The following is an 18,356-nucleotide window of genomic DNA, read 5'->3' as shown; positions in this document are numbered from 1 at the left end:
AGGCCCGCGTGGTCTTGATCGATGCGCGCCTCGCATTGGCAAACCGCCGTTCCGCGCGCATGGTCAAGCCTGGGAGGACTTCATCATGAAAAAGACGCTGCTCGCCGCTGCCGTGATCGCCTGCGCCGTGTCCCTGTCGGGCTGCGACCGTCTCGGCGCCGCCTGGACCGCGTTCCAGGCCCCGAAGCCGCCCGCCGCCCCGGCCGCGCCCGCCGTTCCGGCTGAGCCCGCTGCGCCGACCGCCGCTGCCCTGACCCCGAGCGGGCACGGCCTGCCGGTCAAGGCCCTGCCGGACAGCAATCTGCAATCCTACGCCTCGGTGGTGGAGGTCCATGCGCTGGCCGAGGCCACGGGCATGGACGGCAAGATCTTCGGCGTGGCGGGCGGCGATCCGGCCATGAACGGGCTGCAGACCTATATCGCCTTCTACCGCAACCCGGCCGAGGGTTGGTGGGTGTATCAGATCGGCGACTTCCTCTCGTTCAAGGTGCTGGGCCAGTCGTCCGGACGGGTCGATCTGGAGGTCGAGGAAAGCACCATGGATCAGGCGACCGGGACCATCGGCAAACAGACACGCCGCATGATCATCGGCTTCGACGTCCGCTCCGCCGAGGAGCAGCCGGTGATCCTGAGGATCACCCCCGCGACCTAGTGGGCGGACGCGGCTTGCGACCGGCAGGCGCCGCCGTAGGCCTCGTCATAGGGTTTGCCGAAACAGGCGATCAGGCCGTCGAGAACCTCCAGGTTCATCGGCCATTTGATCGTGACGCCGTATTTCTCGCGGAAGGACGCCGTGGTCTCGGCCCAGTTGTCCGGTTCCGGCGTGGCGGCCAGCCGGGCGCGCGCGGCCTCCAGCCCGGCGCGGTCGCCGTTCAGGAAGGCGACGGTGCCGATGGCGTATTCCTGGAAGCCGTCGCCCTGGACCTCGGGATTGACCCCGGCCATCAGCAGGCGGACGGCGCGCTGGGTCTGGCCGAGGCCGGCGCGCAGCTGGCCTTCATGCCAGTAGTTGATGTGCAGGTCGCCGATCTTCAGCTCGGCCCGGTGCGCCTCTCGCCAGTCGGCCAGAAGGTCGGCGGCGGTCTCCGTGCAGCCCGGCTTCTGCTCCAGCGCCCGCCAACCGCCGGACAGGTCCTGATCGAAGGCGTCGGGCGACAGGGCCATCATCGCCTCGCGGTCATAGGCGCAGGCGGGGGCCATCGTGAGTTCGGGGGCGGGCGCAGGCGTCGTCTGGAGGGCGGCGGCGAAGGCGAGGCCGGTGAACATGCGCAAACTCCGATGGGGGACGCATAAGGCTAAGCTTGCGATTGCGGCGCCCGTGCGGCCTTGATGACGCCGCTGAATCCTTGTGCATCCGGCCGTGGCCCGCTAGTCACCGCCCCTTGCACTTTGACTATCGGAGGGCCGCATGGCCATCGACGCCGCGACGGTGCGCAAGGTCGCCCACCTCGCCCGCATCAAGACCCCTGAAGACCGGCTGGAGCCGCTGGCCCAGCAGTTGAACGGCATCATGGCCTGGATCGACCAGCTGAACGAGGTCGACGTCGAGGGCGTCGAGCCCATGACCTCGAACGTCGCCCAGCCCCTGCGTCTGCGCGAAGACGTCGTCACCGACGGCGCCAAGGTCGACGCCGTCCTGTCGAACGCCCCGAAGTCGGCGGACGGCTTCTATGTCGTGCCCAAGGTGGTCGAATAGTCATGAGCGACCTGACCAAACTGACCCTCAAGGGCGCCGTCGACGGCCTGAAGGCCAAGGATTTCACCTCCGAGGAAATCACCCGCGCCTTCCTGTCCAACATCGAGGCCGCCAACCCGACCCTGAACGCCTATGTCGAGATCACCGCCGACAAGGCGATCGGCATGGCGAAAGCCTCCGACGCCAAGCTCGCGGCGGGCGAGGGCGGGGTGCTGGAAGGCGCGCCGCTGGGCATCAAGGACCTGTTCTGCACCGACGGCGTCCAGACGACCGCCGGCTCCAACATGCTGCGCGGCTTCGTGCCGCCGTATGAATCGACCGTGACCGCCAATCTGTGGCGCGACGGGGCGGTCATGCTGGGCAAGCTGAACATGGACGAGTTCGCCATGGGCTCGTCGAACGAGACCTCGGCCTTCGGTCCGGTGGTCAACCCGTGGAAGTCGAAGGGCTCCAATGCCGACCTGACTCCCGGCGGATCGTCGGGTGGTTCGGCCTCGGCCGTCGCCGCCGACCTGTGCCTGGCCGCCACGGCGTCCGACACCGGCGGTTCGATCCGCCAGCCCGCCGCCTTCACCGGCACGGTCGGGATCAAGCCGACCTACGGCCGCGCCAGCCGCTTCGGCATGGTGGCCTTCGCCTCCTCGCTGGATCAGGCCGGGCCGATCGCGAAAAACGTCGAGGACGCGGCTCTGCTGCTCAACTCCATGTGCTCGTTCGACCTGAAGGACTCGACCAGCCTCGACGTCCCGACGCCGGACTGGACCCAGTCGGTCGGCAAGTCGGTCAAGGGCCTGCGCATCGGCGTGCCCAAGGAATACGTCGTCGACGGGATGCCCGCCGAGATCCAGGCGCTCTGGGACCAGGGCATCGCCTGGCTGAAGGACGCCGGCTGCGAGATCGTGCCGATCAGCCTGCCGCACACGAAATACGCCCTGCCGGCCTATTACATCGTCGCCCCGGCCGAGGCCTCGTCCAACCTGGCCCGCTACGACGGCATGCGCTTCGGTCACCGCGCCGAGAAGGCCACCAGCCTGACCGACCTCTATGAAACCTCGCGCGCCGAGGGCTTCGGCCAGGAGGTCCAGCGCCGCCTGACCATCGGCGCCTATGTGCTGTCGGCCGGATTCTACGACGCGTACTACGTCCGGGCCCTGAAGGTCCGTCGCCGCATCGCCGAGGACTTCGACAACGTCTGGGGTCAGGTCGACGCCATCGTGACGCCGTCGACGCCGTCGGCCGCCTTCGCCATCGGCGACAAGGAGGTCGATCCGGTGCGGATGTACCTGAACGACGTCTTCACCGTGACCACCAACCTGGCCGGCCTGCCGGGCCTGTCGGTGCCCGCCGGCATCGACTCCAACGGCCTCCCGCTCGGCCTCCAGGTCATCGGCAAGGCCCTGGACGAGGCCACGGTCTTCCAGGTGGGCGCCGCGCTTGAAAAGGCCGCCGGCTTCACCGGCAAGGCGGAGAAGTGGTGGTAGCGACGAGTCCCTCTCCCAAAGGGAGAGGGAGGGGCCCGCGAGCGTAGCGAGTGGGAGGGTGAGGGGTTAAGCTCTCCGAGAGGAGGGCGGGGCCGATGATCACTTTCCGACGACATTACCCCTCACCCTTTCGGCTGGCGCATCGCTGCGCTCTGCGGGCCTCAAGCCCTCTCCCTATGGGAGAGGGTGGATGACGGGCGATCCGACCGAATTCGCCCGGGAACTCCGTCAGCGTCAGACGCGGGCGGAGGAGGCGCTGTGGAAGCCCTGCGCGGTCGACGTCTCGACGGACTGAAGTTCCGACGGCAGCACCCGATTGGACGTTATTTCGCGGACTTCGCCTGTGAGCCGTTGCGTTTGGTCATTGAGCTGGACGGCGGGGTGCACGGTCAGGACGATGCGCATCTGAACGATCACCTGCGGCAGCGGGAGATGGAGACGCTCGGCTGGTGCATGATGCGGTTTTCGAATGAGCGCGTACTGTCGGATATTGCGGGGGTTCTTGGTGAGATCCGGCGTCAGGCGCGACTGGCTGGCGACATAACCCCTCACCCTCCCACTCAACTGCGTTGAGCGGGCCCCTCCCTCTCCCTTTGGGAGAGGGGCTTATATGACATTCGCCTTCGCGATCCGGCCGAGATGCAGAGCGGTCGGCCGGGGCTTTCTCTCGAACGTCGTCCGATCCACCGCCGCCAGACCGAACGGCATCGAATAGCCCGAGGTCCATTCGAAATTGTCGAGCAGCGACCAGTAGAGGTAGCTGTGCACCGGGATGCCTTCGTCGAGACACTCCCGCACGCCGTCCAGGGCGACGTCGATGAAGGCGATGCGGCGGGCGTCGTCGGCGACGGCCGTGCCGCTTTCGGTGACATAGATGGGCTTGCCGACGGCGGCGTGGGCCCAGCGGATCGTCTCAGCCAGGGCCTGCGGATAGAATTCATAGCCCGACATCGTCAGCTCGGCGCCCGGCGGCGGGGGCAGGACGCCGTCCTCGCCGACCGTGAAGCGGGTATACGTCTGCACCCCGAAGACGTCGGCATGGCTGCGCGCCACGGCGATCCAGTCGCCGTACAGTTTCTCCCGATAGCGCTCGACCAGATCGGGCCGGCCCGGCGACTGGATGTCCTGGGTGGTCAAGGTGATGCCGACGGGCAGGTCGGGACGGAGGGCCTTGATGGCGTCATAGGCCTTGCGGTGCGCCTCCTGCATCAGCGGACCCGCGACCGCCGCATCGGCGAAGGCCAGGCGCGAGAAACGCGGGGAATCGGTCGCCTTCGCCGCCGCCGCGATGGCCGCCGCCACCGTCTCCTTCGCCGCCCGGGTCGAGGGCATCATATCGACCAGCAGGCGGATATTGGCCTCGTTGAACGTGGTGACGATGTGCATCCGGTCGCCCAGCCGCTCGACCACCTTGGCGCAATAGCGGGCGAAGAGATCGGGCGAATCCGGCGCCTCGAACCCACCGCGCTTCGCGAACCACAGGGGCGTGGTGAAGTGGTTCAGGGTGATGACCGGCTTCAGACCCCGTGCCACGCAGGCGTCCAGCATGCGGGAATAGTGGTCCAGTTCGGCGTTGGAGAAGACGCCCTCGCTCGGCTCGATCCGCGCCCACTCCACGCCGAAGCGATGACAGTTGAAGCCGAGCGCCTGGGCCAGGGCGAAGTCGTCGTCGAAGCGGTGATAGCTGTCGCAGGCGTCGCCCGAGCGTTCGCGGAACATGCTGGGCTGCAGGTTCTCCATCAGCCAGGCGTCGGCGTTCGTGTTGTTGCCCTCGCTCTGATACGCCGAGATGGCCGTGCCCCAGAGGAAGCCGGGCGGGGCGGGCTTGCGGCGTCTCTGTGCGGTCCGGGCGGCTGCGGGGGCCGCGCTCGCGGCGACGAGGCCCGCGCCTCCGGTCGTGAGCAGGCGACGGCGCCCGATACCGGTCGTCTGGGGGCCGGTCTTCTGATCCATCGCAACCCTCCCGGCCGGCCTCTGAACGGGCGGCTCCGGCGGGACGATAATCCTGGTCAAAGAGTCAGTAAAGTGAGCCAGAAGCCGGCCCGGAGCGCAAAACGCCGCATCTCCGGGCCGTTCGGGGAAGGTCTTAGTGGGCCGGCAGGGCCTTCAGGTCGGCGTCGATGGCCGCGATCAGCTCATCGGTGATGTGACCCTGGGAGTAGGGAGCGACCTGACGGAAGGTCATGGACTTGAACTGCTCATAGGCGGGATGTTTGTCGACGCCCGGCAGGTGCTTCTCGACCACGGCCTTGGTCTCCGGATCGGCCATCAGGGCCTCGATGGAGCTTTCGATGGTCGGGTGGGCGGCGTGGGCCGCCGGGGCGGGCGCCGGAGCCGGGGCGGGAGCCGTCTGGCCAGAACCTTGGGCCGAGGCGGCGCCGGCGACCAGCAGGGTGGCCGCGGCGGCGGCGAACAGGGTCTTTTGCATCTTCTTCTCCGTGGAATGCGCGCCAGATGACCCTGCTTTGGCGACATCCTCAAGACAGGGACTTTCTCGACGCGCCCGACGGCGCTAGGACGACCGGATGACCGACACTGCGACCACCACCGCCAAAACCATTCAGGGCCGGACCGGGCCCTGGGAACTCGTCATGGGACTGGAGATCCACGCCCAGGTGGCTTCGAAGGCCAAGCTCTTCTCCGGCGCCGCCGTGGGCTTCGGCGCGGGCCCGAACGAGCAGGTGTCGCTGGTCGACGCCGGCTTCCCCGGCATGCTGCCGACCCTGAACAAACACTGCGTCGAACAGGCGGTGAAGTCGGGTCTGGGCCTGCGCGCGAAGATCAATCTGAAGAGCCAGTTCGACCGCAAGAACTACTTCTACCCCGACCTGCCGACCGGCTATCAGATCTCCCAGCTGTACTTCCCGATCGTCGGTGAGGGCGTGGTGGAGGTCGAGGCCGAGGACGGCAGCTTCTTCAACGTCGGCATCGAGCGGCTGCACCTGGAACAGGACGCGGGGAAGCTGATCCACGACCTGTCGCCGACCGAGAGCTTCGTCGACCTGAACCGCGCGGGCACGGCCCTGATGGAGATCGTGTCGCGCCCGGACATCCGCTCGGCGGAAGAAGCGGTCGCCTACGTCAAGAAGATCCGGACCATCCTGATCTATCTGGGCACCTGCGACGGCGACATGGAGAAGGGCAACCTGCGCGCCGACGTCAACGTCTCGGTCTGCCGTCCCGGCCAGTACGAGAAGTTCAAGGCGACGGGTGACTTCTCGCACCTCGGCACGCGTTGCGAGATCAAGAACGTCAACTCCTTCCGCTTCATCTCCCAGGCCATCGGGGTCGAGGCGCGCCGTCAGATCGAGATCCTCGAGGACGGCGGCAAGATCGATCAGGAGACCCGTCTCTACGATCCGACGAAGAACGAGACCCGCTCGATGCGGTCCAAGGAAGAGGCGAACGACTATCGCTACTTCCCCGACCCGGACCTGCTGCCGCTGGAGATCGAACAGGCCTGGATCGACGAGATCAAGTCGGCCCTGCCGGAGCTGCCCGACGACAAGCGCCGCCGTCTGATGAGCCAGTACGGCCTGTCGCAGTACGACGCCGTGGTCCTGATCTCGGATCAGGCCAAGGCCGACTATTTCGAGGAGGCCGCGAAAGGCCGCGACGCCAAGCTGGTGGCCAACTGGGTGACCAATGAGCTGTCGGCCCGTCTGACCGCCGCGAACCTGGAGTTCGACGCCAGCCCGCTGCCGGCGGCCCATGTCGCCGAACTGGTGGCCCTGATCGAGGAGGGGGTCATCTCCTCCAAGATCGCCAAGGAGGTGTTTGAGCACGTCTGGAACGGCGAGGGTTCGCCCCGCGCCGTCGTTGAGGCGCGCGGTCTGGTCCAGGTCAACGACACCGGCGCCATTGAAAAGGCCGTCGACGAACTGATCGCCGCCAACCCCGACAAGGCCGCCGCCGTCGCCGAGAAGCCCCAGGCCCTCGGCTGGTTCGTCGGCCAGGTCATGAAGGCCACCGGCGGCAAGGCCAACCCGGCCTCGGTCAACGAGATCCTGAAGGCGAAGCTGGGGCTTTCCTGAAGGCGCTAACGCTCGCCGCGCGGCGGCTCGCTGCTTGAGCGCGTTCGGTGTGTGATGATGCAATGAAAAGCCCGCCCGGAGCGATCCGGGCGGGCTCTTTCTTATGCGGCGTGTGAGGCCTTTAGTTGCTGAGCAGCGAGATGATCACGCCGGTCGCCAGGGCCGCCAGGACGATGTCGCCCGTGTCGGTCCGGTAGTAGCCGTAGCCGCGCGGCGGAGGGGCGTAGCCGTAGCGGTTGTAGTCGCGGATGTACCAGTTCGAACGGTTTTCATACGGCAGGGTCGCGCCGCGGTAATAGCGGCGTTGCGCCTGGCGATAGTCCTGACGTTGGTCGCGATAGTAGCGACGCTCGTCGTTGTAGCGCTCACGCGGGGTGTAGCGGCCGCCGTCGTAGCGGTTGCGGTCGGCGCGGCGCTCGTTGCGCTCATAGCGACCGTCGTGGTCGCGGTCGCCGCCGTGCCACGACTGGGCCGAGGCGGCCATCGGGGTGGCGACCACGGCGAGGGCGGCGGCGCCCAGGGCGGCGATTTTGCTGATCTTCTTCATGACGTGTCTCTCCTTATGAGACGGCCGCGGGGGCGGCGTGAAAACCCGACATGGTGAAGGATTACGGCTTCCTGCCTGAACCGGGCCTGAACGGGGCTGTCAGGCTTCAGGGTTTTACCGGATAGACAAACGGCCCCTCCGAAAGGAGGGGCCGCCGTCGTTCTCAGGCCGTGAAATCTACCAACGCCAAGCGTTGCGGATCACGTCGATGATATAGCCGTCGTACTCGTCGATCAGATAGATCGAGTTGTCGACATAGACCCAGCGGGTGCCCTCGGGCGGATAGCCCAGGCCATAGGTCCGGTAGTCGTTGATGCTGTAGCGCCAGAAGATCGACGGCAGGTACTGGCCCACATAGAATTGTTGGCCGTAGTAGCTGCGCGGGACGCTGTAGTAGCCGTAGCCCGGTGCGAAATAGAAGCCGAAGCGGACGCCGTTCCAGCCGCGGAAGCGATAGTCGTTCCGCCACCAGTCGTCACGGTGGCTGCGGCTCCAGTTCTGCTGCCAGCGGCCCGAGTCGAAGCGGTTGCGGTACTCCTGACGCTGGCGATCGCGGTCGCGCCCGCCGCGGTGGTCGTCGTTGCGATCCCAGCCGCCGTTGCCGTTCCAGCCGCCGTTGTTGTTCCCGTTGCCGGGGCGACCCTGATCGGGACGGCCGTGGTCAGGACGGCCACCGTTGCCGTTCCAGCCGCCGTTGCTGTTCCCGTTGCCGGGACGGCCCTGATCGGGACGGCCCTGATCGGGACGGCCATGGTCAGGACGGCCACCGGTGCCGTTCCAGCCGCCGTTGTTGTTCCCGTTGCCGGGACGACCCTGATCGGGACGACCCTGGTCGGGCCGGCCACCGTTGGGGTTCCAACCGCTGTTGCCGTTCTGGCCGCCGTTGTTGGGACGGTCGGGGCGCCCCTGGTCGGGACGATCCGGACGGGTCTGGCCGCCGTTCTGGCCGCCGCCGTTCCAGCCGCCGTTCTGCCCGCCCGAGGGACGGTCCGGACGCGAAGGCTGCTGCTGCGGCTGGGATTGCGGCTGGGAGGGCTGCGAAGGCCGGTCGGGGCGCTGGCCCCCATCGCTACGGCCGCCGCCGCGATCGCCCCGGTCGCCGCCACGGTCGCCGCCGCCCCAGTCGGGACGGTCGCCGGAGGGTTGGCGGCCGCCGCCGTTATCGCTTCGCCCGCCGCCGTTGTCGGGTGCGGACTGCTGCCGCTGACCGCCGCGGTCGTTGCCGCCGGGACGGGCGGCGTCGCTGCGCGGGCTTCGGGCGAGATCTTCCTGGCCGCGATCACCGCGGTCCTGGGCCAGGGTGGCCACGGGCGCCATCGCCGGGACGGCGAAGGCGGAGATGGCGGCGAACACCATCAATGTGCGTTTCATGGTCGTTATTCCCCGCACGCCCTTGATGGGCGGCTCGTGGTCAATTTCCGATTTCGTCCATGAACCCTGTCTGAATGAAAACGGACCTCAAAGTGAAGTCTGCGTAATGAATCGCTGGTCTCCGGATGCGAAAAAGGCCCCGCAAGCCAATCGCCTGCGGGGCCTTTCTGTGACCTGGGGTCAGGTCTAGTAGACGTTGGCCAGAACGCTGGCGATCAGGCCGGTGGCGACGGCGATCATCAAGATGTCGCTGCCGGCGTGGACATAGGCATAGCCGCGCGGGGCCGGACGCAGGCCGTAGACATAGGGGTCACGGACGTAATAGCCGCGGTAGGCCGAGGGCAGGTAGCCGCCCCGCTGCCAACGATAGGCGCTGTAGCGCGGGTCGACCCGGTAGTAGCCGTAGCTCGGCGCATACCAGTAGCCGCTGCGGTAGCCGCGATAGTCGCGGAAGTCGTTGCGGTTGCGATACCAGTCGCGGTTATTGCGGTCCCAGCGCTGGTCCTGGCGATAGTCGCGGCGGTCGTCACGGCGGTCGTAACGGTCATCCCGGCGGTCGTCGCGTCGGTCATAGCGGTCGTCGCGGCGGTCGTCGCGGCGATCGTGACGGTCATCCCGCCGGTCATCGCGGCGGTCCTGACGATAGTCCGGGCGGCCGTAGTTCTGGGCCTGGGCGGCGAGCGGGGCGGCGGTGGTCGCGACGGCCAGAGCCATGACGGCCGCCTTCATCAGTCGGTTCATCTTCATGCTCCTTGCTATGGGTCGCGACGGACAGTCCGTCTTGTCCCGTTGAAGATGGCTAACGGTCGCGCTCCGCGGATGAACTCGCCCTGAACGCGAGTGTCAGGTTTCGGAAGCGACACAGTTGCGTCTCGCACGCTCAGGCCCCAGATCGGTTTCGGGGGCGATCCGGCCCGCCGGAGGCCGCCCTATGACCCGCCCGATCGAGCTCTGGTACTGGCCCACGCCCAACGGCTGGAAGATCTCCATCGCCCTGGAGGAGATGGGTCTGCCCTATGAGACGAAGTATGTGAACATCGGCGCGGGTGAGCAGTTCACGCCGCAGTTCCAGGCCATCAGCCCCAACGGCCGGATGCCGGCCATCGTCGATCCGGACGGTCCGGACGGCCTGCCGCTGTCGATCTTCGAATCCGGCGCCATCCTTCAGTATCTGGGCGCCAAGACCGGGAAGTTCTACGCCACCGACCGCCGCCACAAGGCCGAGATCGACCAGTGGCTGTTCTGGCAGGTCGGCGGACTGGGGCCCATGGCCGGCCAGACGCACCACTTCCGCCAGTACGCGCCCAGCATGATCCCGGACCAGCGCCAGATCGCCTACGGCGTGCGGCGCTATACCAATGAGACCAACCGCCTGTACGGCGTCATGGACCGGCGTCTGGCGGACCGGCCCTATCTGGCGGGCGCCGAATACACCATCGCCGACATGGCCGCCTGGCCGTGGATCCTGCCGTCGTTGCAGGGGCAGAACCTGGACGACTTCCCCAATCTGAAAGCCTGGATGGCGCGCGTCGGCGAGCGACCGGCGGTCAAGGCGGGCCGGGCCCTGGGCGAGGAGATGCGCAAGAACCTCGCGGCGTCGGGCAAGGCGGCCGAGGAGGCGCGCAAGGTCCTGTTCGGCCAGAAGGCCCGCTGAAGACCCGATCTGTTAACCTTGAGAACAGGTCGATAAACGCAGGGTTACCGGCGAGTTCATGATGTCTGAATGCGACTTCTAACTTTCGTAAAGTCTTTACATAAAAGGCTTTTTCGACCCCGTTGCTGTTAACTTTAACTTCAAACCGGCGGTATTTGATGTGACCTCGAAGGACGGCTCCAGAACGGCGCCGCTAGAGGAAGACGACGATGACCGCGCAAGAAACCGCGCCCGAGTTTGTTGAAGCCGCCGCCGATGAGGCGATGCTTCCCCTGCCGACCCCCGAGATGGACGGCGACATGCTGTTCCGCCTGGGCATGCAGTATTCGTCCGGTTCGGGCGGCTGCCCGATGGACCGGGTCTCGGCCCATATGATCTTCAACCTGGCGGCCATGAAGGGCTCCATCGAGGCGCGCGTCTATCGCCGCGAGATGTCCCAGGAAATGGAACGCGAAGAGATCGCCGAAGCCCAGAAGGCCGCCCGTCGCTACATCGACGCCGGCGTGGTCACCCTGGCCGCCTGATCAGGATGCAGACGGCGCGCTCAGTCGGGCCGCCGTCCGTCGAAAGGGCGGGGCGCAATCCTTTGCGCTCAAGCAGCGAGCGACCGCGTCGCGAGCGTTAGCGCCCTTCGCTAAAACTGCTGATACTGCCCGTTGATCGTGTAGTTGAAGCCGATCGGCAGGGCCGCCTTCACCTGGGTGAAGAAGGTCGCCAGCTCGCCGAGGGTCGAGCGCGGCACATAGATCAGGTCCCCGCGGCGCAGCGCCGTGACCTCGCCGCGGCGGGGTCTCAGATCGATCACCCGCATCATGCGAACGCCCCCGGGGCCGCGCCGGATCAGCGCCGCCTGCTGAGGGTTGGCGCTGGGCAGATAGCCGCCGGCCATGACCACAGCCTGATAGGCGCCGATGTCGCCGGGCATGTCGTAGACGCCGGGATTCTTCACCTCTCCGTCGACCCAGACCTTCATCGGTCCCGCCGTCTTGAGCGTGATCTCGACCACCGGCCGCACCAGCTGCGTCGAATAGGCGCCCGAGATCTCCTGCTGCAGTTGGGAGATGGAGCGGTCCGCCGCCATGACCTGACCGATCAGGGGCAGGGCGATGCGGCCGTCCGGCCCGACCTTGACCGTGCGGGTCAGTTCGGTCGCCGTGGGGGTGGCCACCTCGAGCTCATCGCCGGGATAGAACAGATATTCCGGCTCCTGGTCGGTCCAGTCGGCGAAGCCGATTTCCGGGAAGCCGCCCGACTGCACGCGAGGGCCCGAAGGGGCGCGCTGGCCGACCAGGGGGATGTCGGCGCCCCCGCCGCAGGCCGCGAGGGCGGTCGACGCCGACAGGGCGCCGAGGGCGAACAGGATCTGGCGGCGGTCTGCGGTCATGAGACGGGACGACTCGAAAACGGGCACATCGGCAGGGAACAGTCGGACCTTCACCGGTTATGGGTAACTGATGGTTAACGCCGCTCGGCGAAGGATCACATCAGTACCTCATCCGATGGATTCGCTCGCCCCATGCGCACGGCCTATGTGACCGCCCGTCCACGTTACGGCCTCGCGGACATCATCGGCCTGATGTTCCGCGAGCTGGGTCTGATGATCCTGATCTTCCTGGTGGTCTTCGCCGTCGGCGCCGCCGGGGTGATGACCCTGAAGAAGACCTATACCGCCACCGCCGAGGTCTATGCCGGGGCCGGTCAGGAATATGTCTATGAATCCCGCGTCGGCACGGTCACCGAGCGCGCCAGCCCGCCGCCGTCGGGCGAGATCGCCCAGACCGAGGCCAACATCCTGACCAGCCGCGACGTCAAGCTGCGCGCCGTCCGCGCCCTGGGCGTCCAGACCTTCCAGAAGCCCGGCAAGCCCGCCGTGGGCTCGCTGGCCAAGCAGGAAGGCGACGCCATCCGCGCCATCAGCGAAGGTCTGGTCGTCGGCACCAGCCCGACCAGCTCGATCATCTCCCTGAGCTTCGAGAGCGACAACGCCGAGAAGTCGGCCAAGGTGCTGGCCGCCGTGCTCGAGGCCTACAAGGGTTATCGCCGCGAGGTCTTCCAGGACAACTCGACCCAGGCCATCGATACCCAGCGTCAGACCTTCCAGGACGAACTGGCCGACGTCGACACCGCCTATGAGCAGTTCCTGGCCTCGAACGACATCGGCGACTTCGCCACCGCCAAGGCCGCGGCGACCGCGACCTATCAGACGACCTTCACCGACCGCCTGTCGACCCAGGCCCAGCTGAGCCAGGCCGCGCGCCGCGTCGAGACCATCACCGCCCAGCTGGCCTCGGTGCCGGCCGAGATCGTCCTGCAGCAGGACCTGAACATCGCCGCCCAGGACCAGATCCTGCAGAAGCGCACCGAGCGCGAGAACCTGCTGTCGCGCTATCGCCCCGATTCCCAGCCTGTGCGCGACATCGACGCCCAGATCGCCCAGCTTCAGGCCTATGTCGCCGGCGGAGACACCGTGGGGGCCAAGGAGGTGCGCACCGGGCCGAACCCCAGCTGGGTGGCGCTGGACACCGCCCGCACCACGGCCGAGGCCGACCGCGACGCCCTGGCCGCCCGTCTGGCTGTGCTGGACGGCCAGCTGGGCGCCCTGCGCGAGCGTCAGGCCCGGCTGACCCGGCTGGAGAGCGAGAACGCCATCTTCGCCGGCAACCGCGATGTCCTGACCGCCAACATCAAGGAATTCCAGCAGCGCGGCAGCCAGAGCCGGGCCGACAACGACCTGGTCGCCTCGGGCGCCGACAATGTGCGGATCCTGTCCCACCCGGCGGCCCCGACCAAGGGCTCCAGCCTGAAGGCGCCGCTGATGATCCTGGTCTTCCTGTTCGCCGGCTTCACCGCCCTTTGCGTGGGTCTGCTGCGGGTCTTCACCCGCCGCGGCTTCGCCACCCCGGCCTCGGCCGGACGCACCCTTCAGATGCCGGTTCTCGCCGTCGCTCCGGTCAAAGCGTGATGAGGGGCCTGAAGCCGGATGTCTCCGCTTTTTCAAGGGCGTGATAGCCTGAGGACGGCGGAGAACGCGTAACCGATTCGATGGTCGATCTCACAAACGAAATGGCCGGCCTCTGGGCGGCCCTGGGGCCTGGCCTCGCCCACCGCGGGCGGGTGATCCAGTTCGCCTCGGCCGGGACCGGCGAGGGCGCCTCGACGGTCGCCCGTGAGTTCGCCCGACTGGCCGCCGTACGCGCCCGCAAGCCCGTCTGGCTGGTCGACGCCGACCTCGCCCAGCAGGGCCAGCAGGAGACGGTCGCCGCCGAGGTCGAACGCTTCGGCCGTCTGGGTTCGCCCGCCGCCGCCTCTCCTGATGGATCGGTCTTCTACGCCGTGAGCCCTCCGTTGATGGGCCGTGACGGCAAGCTGGTTGATCCGGCGCGTCTGATGACCGCGCGGCCCTGCCTCGGCGGGCGTCTGTGGGTGACCCGCTTCCGCACCGAGACCCTGCGATCGGGCCAGCGCGCCGAGCCCCTGCCGGATCCGCGCTACTGGGACGCCATGCGCAAGCACGCCGAGACGGTGGTCATTGACGCCCCCGCCGCCGACCGCAACGACGTCGCCATCACCCTGGCCCCCTATGTCGACGCCACCATCCTGGTCGTCGCCGCCGAGAGCACGGCGCCCAACGAGCCCGTCATCCTGCGCGACGAGATCGAGGCCGTCGGCGGCCGCATCGCCGGCGTCGTCGTCAACCGCTCGACCTACAAGCCGCCGTCGTTCCTGCGGCGGTTGGTGGGCTGAGACGCCGGTAGCTCCGGCCCGGGCGTCGCGTTAGGCTGGGGCATGGGGTCGCTCACGCTCAAATTCGAACCGTTTGACGCGGGGTATGGCGAACTCATCGCCACGGTCGTCAGTGATGGCTTTGCCGGTGTTGGATCGGCCTGGATCGAACACGCCACCTTGTTGGCCTTCGCGGACCGTCTCAGCGAGTATCCGCTCAAGGGGGCTCCGCCGCCCTCAATCTCAGGCCGTCATCTCTCGCTGGCGGAGGAGGACCCGAGTCTGTCCTTCAGAGTAACCCCACACGGTGCGCGCGGCGGCATTTGCGTGTGGGTGGAGCTTGCCGCCTACGCCCGCCATCCTGCGCCTCACATGCCGGACTCAAAGGTGCGGACCGGGTTTGTCGTCACCTATACGGACCTCGAGCGGTTCCAGCGCGGCCTGCGACGGCTGGTCAAAGGGGATGCCGAAGAGGCCGTGCTCACGCGGCAGACGGCGGAGGTCGACACCTTCTAGGCGGCCTTCGCCTTCTCCAGCCGCGCCAGTTCGCGCACGCCGTAGAAATGCGGCTCGAACCCCTTGGTCCAGAAGACCTTGCCCAGACCGCGCGCGGCCTTGTCCAGCGCCTCGGCGCGCTTGTCATTGCCGACCACGGTGAGCACCAGCGCAACGAGCCCCCAGACGCCCGCCTGGGCCGCGCCCACGCCCATCCACAGCAGCATCCGCACCGGCTTGCCCTCGCGCCAGGCCAGCTGGGGCGGGCTCTGGCCATAGGCGAAGGCGCGGGTCAGGGCGTAGTTCAGGGTGGCGCGATGGGGCGGAGCGAACTCGTCGACCCAGGCGTCCGCCGCCCAGCCGAAGGTCCCGCCGCGCATTGACAGGGCCGAGAACAGGGCGTCGTCCTCGCCGCCGCTCTGGTCGGTCTTCGGATCGAACGGCGCGTCGCCGGGCAGGGCGGTGGCCCTCAGCATCAGGGAGTTGCCGCAGCCGTAGGCGTGGTCGATCAACTGCGTCTTCTCCGGCCCCTGCCGTCCGAAGAAGGTCTCCAGATAACGGGTGGTCCAGCCCGTGCCCGGCGGCACCCGGCCATGGATGGGGCCGAAGACGACGTCGCACTTCAGGCTCTCGCGCGCCTTGATCAGCTTCGCCAGCCAGTCGGGCGTGGCCTTCTCGTCGTCGTCGAGGAAGGCGATCAGGGGCGAGAGCGTCGCGGCCAGACCGGCGTTTCGCGCCGTCGACACGCCGGGCCTCGGCTCATGGCGATAGACGAGGGGGACGGGGCAGTCGGCCGTCAGCCGCCCGACCACGCCGGCGGCGCTGCCCTCCGGATCATTGTCGACCACCACCACACTGGCCAGCCGGTCCTTGACCCCGCGCTGGGCGAAGACGGACTTCAGCGCCCGCTCCAGAAACTCCGGGCGGCGCATGGTGGGGATGATGACGGCGACGTCCTTGACGGGTGGTCCCTTCATACCGCCTCGGCGTAGAGGGCGGCGCGATAGAGCCTGAGCGAGAAGGCGCGGGCCTTGACCGGGAGCCAGTCGGTCATGGCCGCCTGTTTGATCATCGGTCGGACGGTCTTCAGCATCGGCAGGCGCTTGAGTTTCTTCGCGACGCGGAAGCTGGGGTAGCCGGAGACGATGTCCGGATGTTTGGCCACGACCCGGGCGAAGTTGGCGGCCGACTGCTCATATTTGCCGGCCAGCGACGCCGTGGTGTCGAGGCCCATATGGGTCGCCGGATTATTGACGTGGATCACCGGCCAGCGGCGCGAGACCCGCATGGCCCACTCCACATCCTCCCAGCCCCAGCCGGTGAAGGCGGAATCGAAGGCCTCGGCCTCGAACACGTCGCGGCGGACCAGAAGATTGGAGGTGAAGACGTATTTCTCGGGCGTCAGGGCGCGCACGTCGTGCGGCAGGCACTCGGACTTGGTCGCCATGGCCCGGTGCACCGAGAACTTCCCGTCAGTCGGCGCCTGCAGCAGGGAGAAGCCGCCGAAGGCCACGGCCGGGTCCTGCGTTTTCACCAGATCGGCCCAGGCGCCGAGGAAGTGGAACTGGTCGGGCCGCATGTCGCTGTCGAGGAACAGCAAACTGCCGCCGCGCGCCGCCGCCGCCAGCCGGTTGCGCCCGACCGAACGGCCCTCGTTCTTCGCCAGGGTGATCAGCCGGACGGGCAGGCTCATATGGGTGATGACGTCAATCAGGCCGCCGGTCAGGGCCTTGTCGTTGGTGCCGTCGTCCAGAACCACGATCTCGACCGTGCGGCCGACCGAGGCGGCCTCACGGTCCAGCAACTGGAGCAGCTCTCGCGGATCGTCGCGCAGGAAGGGCATCAGGACCGACAGGATGGGCTTTGCCCCGGTCCAGGCCGCGTTTTCAGTGGTGCGCGCGGTCATGCCGCGGCCTCGCGCGTACGGAACTTCTGAAGCAGGCTGAGGGCGATGTCGCGCACCCCGGCCGCATTGATGGTCAGGGCCACGGTCGCATAGACGATCCCGCCCACCGAGGCGTCGAGGATCAGCTCGGGCAAGCCGCCGATGGCAGGTATCGCCGAGACCGCCAGCGCCATGATCCCGGTCGCGACGCCGCAGCGGATCAAGGGCTCCCACGGCACGGGCAGGGGCACGACCTTGCGGCCCAGCAGCATGGTCGCCAGCATGCCGAGGCCGAAGCTGATCGCCGTCGACCAGGCCGCCCCGATGACGCCGAAGCGCGGGATCAGGATGAAGTTCAGCACCACATTGCCGAACGCCGGCACGCTCATGGCCACCAGCAGCAGCTTCGTCCTGCGGCCAAGCGTGAAGGCCTGTCCGAAATAATAGGCGGTGAGGCCATACAGCAGGGCCGACAGGGCGACCCAGGGCGTCACCTGGGCGGCGGCGACCCTCAGGCTCTCGCCGATCATCACCTCGCCCAGAGGTTTGGCGACCAGAGCCACGCCCGCCGCGGCCGGGAAGCCGATCAGGAAGAAGGTCGAGGCCTGTTCGCGCGCGGCGATCTTCAGCTTCTCCAGCCCGCCGCGCTCCAGCGCCATGACCAGCGCGGGTTGGCCCGCCGCGCCCAGCCACAGGAACAGCACGTCCAGCGTCCGGTTCGCGATGGAATAGCCCGCGTGATAGGCGCCGACCGCGGCCTCATCCATGAACAGGGCCAGCAGGAAGCGATCGGTCGAGGCCAGCACCAGCGCCAGCGTCAGCGACGCCGCGATCGGATAGCCATAGGCCGCATAGGACTTCAGCCGGGCCGGATCCACCACGCCCGACTTCGCCTGTTTCAGTTCGCCCGGCAGGATGAAGGGCAGGGCGGCGAGAGGCGCAAGGCCCAGACCGGCCAGGGGCGCCGCGCCACCGGCGCCGCAAAGCGCGAAGGCCACGCCGATGCACAGGCCGCCGATGGTCGTCGCCATGTCCAGCATGGCCGAGCGCGAGACCTCGCCCGCCGCCCGGAACCGCTCTTGCGCCAGCTTGGCCAGGCACCGGGCCGGGCTGCCGATCAGGCCGACGCCGATGGCCGCCTTGAACAGCGGGTCGAGGGGGGCGAACCACAGGGCGAGGGCCGCGACCGGAATGAAGCCCGCGATCAGGATGAAGGCGGTGCGATAGATGCTGGCGAAATGGCCGGCCATGTCGGCGCCGGCCTGCTGCGCCGCCCAGAAGCGCGCCATCGCCGCCTCCAGCCAGCTGAAGACGGCGACGTGGCACAGGGTCACGATGGAGAAGGCCAGGGCGTAGCGGCCGAAATCCTCGGGCGTCAGCAGGCGCGTGAAGATGAAGATGGCCAGAAACCCGACCACCCCTTGCACGATATTCGCGGGCAGATAGCCCCAGACGCCACGCCAGAACATC

General features: G+C 67.8%; 20 protein-coding genes. 10 read left to right on the top strand and 10 right to left on the bottom strand.

Features of this window, described 5'->3' with window-relative positions:
• Positions 1-85 precede the first annotated feature (85 nt).
• A complete protein-coding gene (locus ACW172_RS18880) occupies positions 86-652 on the top strand; it encodes a hypothetical protein (protein WP_492032923.1) in 567 nt (188 codons plus the stop codon).
• On the opposite strand, the gene ACW172_RS18875 is transcribed toward ACW172_RS18880, so the two are convergent.
• Positions 649-1,266, bottom strand: coding sequence for a hypothetical protein (locus ACW172_RS18875; RefSeq protein WP_492032922.1), 618 nt, complete (start codon positions 1,264-1,266; stop codon positions 649-651). The genes ACW172_RS18880 and ACW172_RS18875 overlap by 4 nt on opposite strands.
• Before the next feature lie 142 nt (positions 1,267-1,408).
• Between ACW172_RS18875 and gatC the strand changes: the two genes are divergently transcribed.
• The 3 genes from gatC to ACW172_RS18860 all read left to right on the top strand — a co-directional run bounded on the left by gatC (position 1,409) and on the right by ACW172_RS18860 (position 3,750).
• Positions 1,409-1,696 (top strand): Asp-tRNA(Asn)/Glu-tRNA(Gln) amidotransferase subunit GatC, encoded by a 288-nt coding sequence (gene gatC / locus ACW172_RS18870; protein ID WP_207931788.1) that lies wholly within the window; start codon positions 1,409-1,411, stop codon positions 1,694-1,696.
• A gap of 2 nt (positions 1,697-1,698) precedes the next feature.
• On the top strand, positions 1,699-3,177 hold the full coding sequence (gatA, locus tag ACW172_RS18865; protein WP_492032921.1) for an Asp-tRNA(Asn)/Glu-tRNA(Gln) amidotransferase subunit GatA: 1,479 nt from the start codon (positions 1,699-1,701) through the stop codon (positions 3,175-3,177).
• Positions 3,178-3,435: 258 nt separating this feature from the next.
• Complete coding sequence (locus ACW172_RS18860; protein WP_492032920.1) at positions 3,436-3,750, top strand: endonuclease domain-containing protein; 315 nt, start codon at positions 3,436-3,438, stop codon at positions 3,748-3,750.
• Between the two features lie 33 nt (positions 3,751-3,783).
• Here the strand turns inward: ACW172_RS18860 and ACW172_RS18855 are convergent, their stop codons facing one another.
• Both ACW172_RS18855 and ACW172_RS18850 read right to left on the bottom strand, forming a co-directional pair.
• Positions 3,784-5,130, bottom strand: coding sequence for a glycoside hydrolase family 1 protein (locus tag ACW172_RS18855; RefSeq protein ID WP_492032919.1), 1,347 nt, complete (start codon positions 5,128-5,130; stop codon positions 3,784-3,786).
• 133 nt (positions 5,131-5,263) lie between these two features.
• Positions 5,264-5,605: a hypothetical protein gene (locus ACW172_RS18850; protein WP_492032918.1), complete on the bottom strand. Its 342-nt coding sequence runs from the start codon at positions 5,603-5,605 to the stop codon at positions 5,264-5,266.
• 97 nt (positions 5,606-5,702) lie between these two features.
• Here ACW172_RS18850 and gatB point away from each other — a divergent pair, with 97 nt between their 5' ends.
• A complete protein-coding gene (gene gatB / locus ACW172_RS18845; RefSeq protein ID WP_492032917.1) occupies positions 5,703-7,211 on the top strand; it encodes an Asp-tRNA(Asn)/Glu-tRNA(Gln) amidotransferase subunit GatB in 1,509 nt (502 codons plus the stop codon).
• A gap of 121 nt (positions 7,212-7,332) precedes the next feature.
• Here gatB and ACW172_RS18840 read toward each other — a convergent pair whose 3' ends face one another.
• The 3 genes from ACW172_RS18840 to ACW172_RS18830 all read right to left on the bottom strand — a co-directional run bounded on the left by ACW172_RS18840 (position 7,333) and on the right by ACW172_RS18830 (position 9,870).
• Positions 7,333-7,758 carry an RcnB family protein gene (locus ACW172_RS18840; protein ID WP_492032916.1) on the bottom strand — a complete coding sequence of 142 codons (426 nt, stop codon included), beginning with the start codon at positions 7,756-7,758 and terminating at the stop codon, positions 7,333-7,335.
• A gap of 177 nt (positions 7,759-7,935) precedes the next feature.
• Positions 7,936-9,129 (bottom strand): RcnB family protein, encoded by a 1,194-nt coding sequence (locus ACW172_RS18835; RefSeq protein ID WP_492032915.1) that lies wholly within the window; start codon positions 9,127-9,129, stop codon positions 7,936-7,938.
• A 186-nt stretch (positions 9,130-9,315) separates the two neighbouring features.
• Complete coding sequence (locus ACW172_RS18830) at positions 9,316-9,870, bottom strand: RcnB family protein (protein WP_492032914.1); 555 nt, start codon at positions 9,868-9,870, stop codon at positions 9,316-9,318.
• 190 nt (positions 9,871-10,060) lie between these two features.
• On the opposite strand from ACW172_RS18830, the gene ACW172_RS18825 reads away from it, so the two are divergent.
• Both ACW172_RS18825 and ACW172_RS18820 read left to right on the top strand, forming a co-directional pair.
• On the top strand, positions 10,061-10,783 hold the full coding sequence (locus ACW172_RS18825) for a glutathione S-transferase N-terminal domain-containing protein (RefSeq protein WP_492032913.1): 723 nt from the start codon (positions 10,061-10,063) through the stop codon (positions 10,781-10,783).
• Between the two features lie 209 nt (positions 10,784-10,992).
• Entirely contained in the window at positions 10,993-11,307 is a 315-nt protein-coding gene (locus ACW172_RS18820) for a sel1 repeat family protein (protein WP_492032912.1), read from the top strand.
• A 110-nt stretch (positions 11,308-11,417) separates the two neighbouring features.
• On the opposite strand, the gene ACW172_RS18815 is transcribed toward ACW172_RS18820, so the two are convergent.
• Positions 11,418-12,167 (bottom strand): polysaccharide biosynthesis/export family protein, encoded by a 750-nt coding sequence (locus ACW172_RS18815; RefSeq protein ID WP_492032911.1) that lies wholly within the window; start codon positions 12,165-12,167, stop codon positions 11,418-11,420.
• Positions 12,168-12,299: 132 nt separating this feature from the next.
• Here ACW172_RS18815 and ACW172_RS18810 point away from each other — a divergent pair, with 132 nt between their 5' ends.
• The 3 genes from ACW172_RS18810 (at position 12,300) to ACW172_RS18800 (ending at position 15,022) form a co-directional block, all read left to right on the top strand.
• Positions 12,300-13,745: a GumC family protein gene (locus ACW172_RS18810; protein ID WP_492032910.1), complete on the top strand. Its 1,446-nt coding sequence runs from the start codon at positions 12,300-12,302 to the stop codon at positions 13,743-13,745.
• Positions 13,746-13,825: 80 nt separating this feature from the next.
• A complete protein-coding gene (locus ACW172_RS18805) occupies positions 13,826-14,527 on the top strand; it encodes a P-loop NTPase family protein (RefSeq protein ID WP_492032909.1) in 702 nt (233 codons plus the stop codon).
• A 42-nt stretch (positions 14,528-14,569) separates the two neighbouring features.
• Positions 14,570-15,022: a hypothetical protein gene (locus tag ACW172_RS18800; RefSeq protein WP_492032908.1), complete on the top strand. Its 453-nt coding sequence runs from the start codon at positions 14,570-14,572 to the stop codon at positions 15,020-15,022.
• Here ACW172_RS18800 and ACW172_RS18795 read toward each other — a convergent pair.
• Genes ACW172_RS18795 through ACW172_RS18785 form a run of 3 tightly spaced genes read right to left on the bottom strand, consistent with a single transcriptional unit; the run spans position 15,019 to position 18,355 of the window.
• On the bottom strand, positions 15,019-15,978 hold the full coding sequence (locus ACW172_RS18795) for a glycosyltransferase family 2 protein (protein ID WP_492032907.1): 960 nt from the start codon (positions 15,976-15,978) through the stop codon (positions 15,019-15,021). The genes ACW172_RS18800 and ACW172_RS18795 overlap by 4 nt on opposite strands.
• On the bottom strand, positions 15,975-16,907 hold the full coding sequence (locus tag ACW172_RS18790) for a glycosyltransferase family 2 protein (protein WP_492032906.1): 933 nt from the start codon (positions 16,905-16,907) through the stop codon (positions 15,975-15,977). Before ACW172_RS18790 ends, ACW172_RS18795 begins: the two co-directional genes overlap by 4 nt.
• Complete coding sequence (locus tag ACW172_RS18785; protein ID WP_492032905.1) at positions 16,904-18,355, bottom strand: lipopolysaccharide biosynthesis protein; 1,452 nt, start codon at positions 18,353-18,355, stop codon at positions 16,904-16,906. The genes ACW172_RS18790 and ACW172_RS18785 overlap by 4 nt, the downstream gene beginning before the upstream one ends.
• Between the last annotated feature and the right edge of the window lies 1 nt (position 18,356).

This window comes from Brevundimonas sp. ALps5, assembly GCF_058681645.1.
The sequence above is the reverse complement of the archived record's forward strand: the minus strand, read 5'-3'. Positions and strand labels throughout refer to the sequence as shown.

Bases quoted from the DNA above. Each gene is read 5' to 3' on its own strand.
- ACW172_RS18880 (WP_492032923.1), top strand. From the start codon at position 86: ATGAAAAAGACGCTGCTCGCCGCTGCCGTGATCGCCTGCGCCGTGTCC.
- ACW172_RS18875 (WP_492032922.1), bottom strand. From the start codon at position 1,266: ATGTTCACCGGCCTCGCCTTCGCCGCCGCCCTCCAGACGACGCCTGCG.
- gatC (WP_207931788.1), top strand. From the start codon at position 1,409: ATGGCCATCGACGCCGCGACGGTGCGCAAGGTCGCCCACCTCGCCCGC.
- gatA (WP_492032921.1), top strand. From the start codon at position 1,699: ATGAGCGACCTGACCAAACTGACCCTCAAGGGCGCCGTCGACGGCCTG.
- ACW172_RS18855 (WP_492032919.1), bottom strand. From the start codon at position 5,130: ATGGATCAGAAGACCGGCCCCCAGACGACCGGTATCGGGCGCCGTCGC.
- ACW172_RS18850 (WP_492032918.1), bottom strand. From the start codon at position 5,605: ATGCAAAAGACCCTGTTCGCCGCCGCCGCGGCCACCCTGCTGGTCGCC.
- gatB (WP_492032917.1), top strand. From the start codon at position 5,703: ATGACCGACACTGCGACCACCACCGCCAAAACCATTCAGGGCCGGACC.
- ACW172_RS18840 (WP_492032916.1), bottom strand. From the start codon at position 7,758: ATGAAGAAGATCAGCAAAATCGCCGCCCTGGGCGCCGCCGCCCTCGCC.
- ACW172_RS18835 (WP_492032915.1), bottom strand. From the start codon at position 9,129: ATGAAACGCACATTGATGGTGTTCGCCGCCATCTCCGCCTTCGCCGTC.
- ACW172_RS18830 (WP_492032914.1), bottom strand. From the start codon at position 9,870: ATGAACCGACTGATGAAGGCGGCCGTCATGGCTCTGGCCGTCGCGACC.
- ACW172_RS18825 (WP_492032913.1), top strand. From the start codon at position 10,061: ATGACCCGCCCGATCGAGCTCTGGTACTGGCCCACGCCCAACGGCTGG.
- ACW172_RS18820 (WP_492032912.1), top strand. From the start codon at position 10,993: ATGACCGCGCAAGAAACCGCGCCCGAGTTTGTTGAAGCCGCCGCCGAT.
- ACW172_RS18815 (WP_492032911.1), bottom strand. From the start codon at position 12,167: ATGACCGCAGACCGCCGCCAGATCCTGTTCGCCCTCGGCGCCCTGTCG.
- ACW172_RS18810 (WP_492032910.1), top strand. From the start codon at position 12,300: ATGCGCACGGCCTATGTGACCGCCCGTCCACGTTACGGCCTCGCGGAC.
- ACW172_RS18805 (WP_492032909.1), top strand. From the start codon at position 13,826: ATGGTCGATCTCACAAACGAAATGGCCGGCCTCTGGGCGGCCCTGGGG.
- ACW172_RS18800 (WP_492032908.1), top strand. From the start codon at position 14,570: ATGGGGTCGCTCACGCTCAAATTCGAACCGTTTGACGCGGGGTATGGC.
- ACW172_RS18795 (WP_492032907.1), bottom strand. From the start codon at position 15,978: ATGAAGGGACCACCCGTCAAGGACGTCGCCGTCATCATCCCCACCATG.
- ACW172_RS18790 (WP_492032906.1), bottom strand. From the start codon at position 16,907: ATGACCGCGCGCACCACTGAAAACGCGGCCTGGACCGGGGCAAAGCCC.
- ACW172_RS18785 (WP_492032905.1), bottom strand. From the start codon at position 18,355: ATGTTCTGGCGTGGCGTCTGGGGCTATCTGCCCGCGAATATCGTGCAA.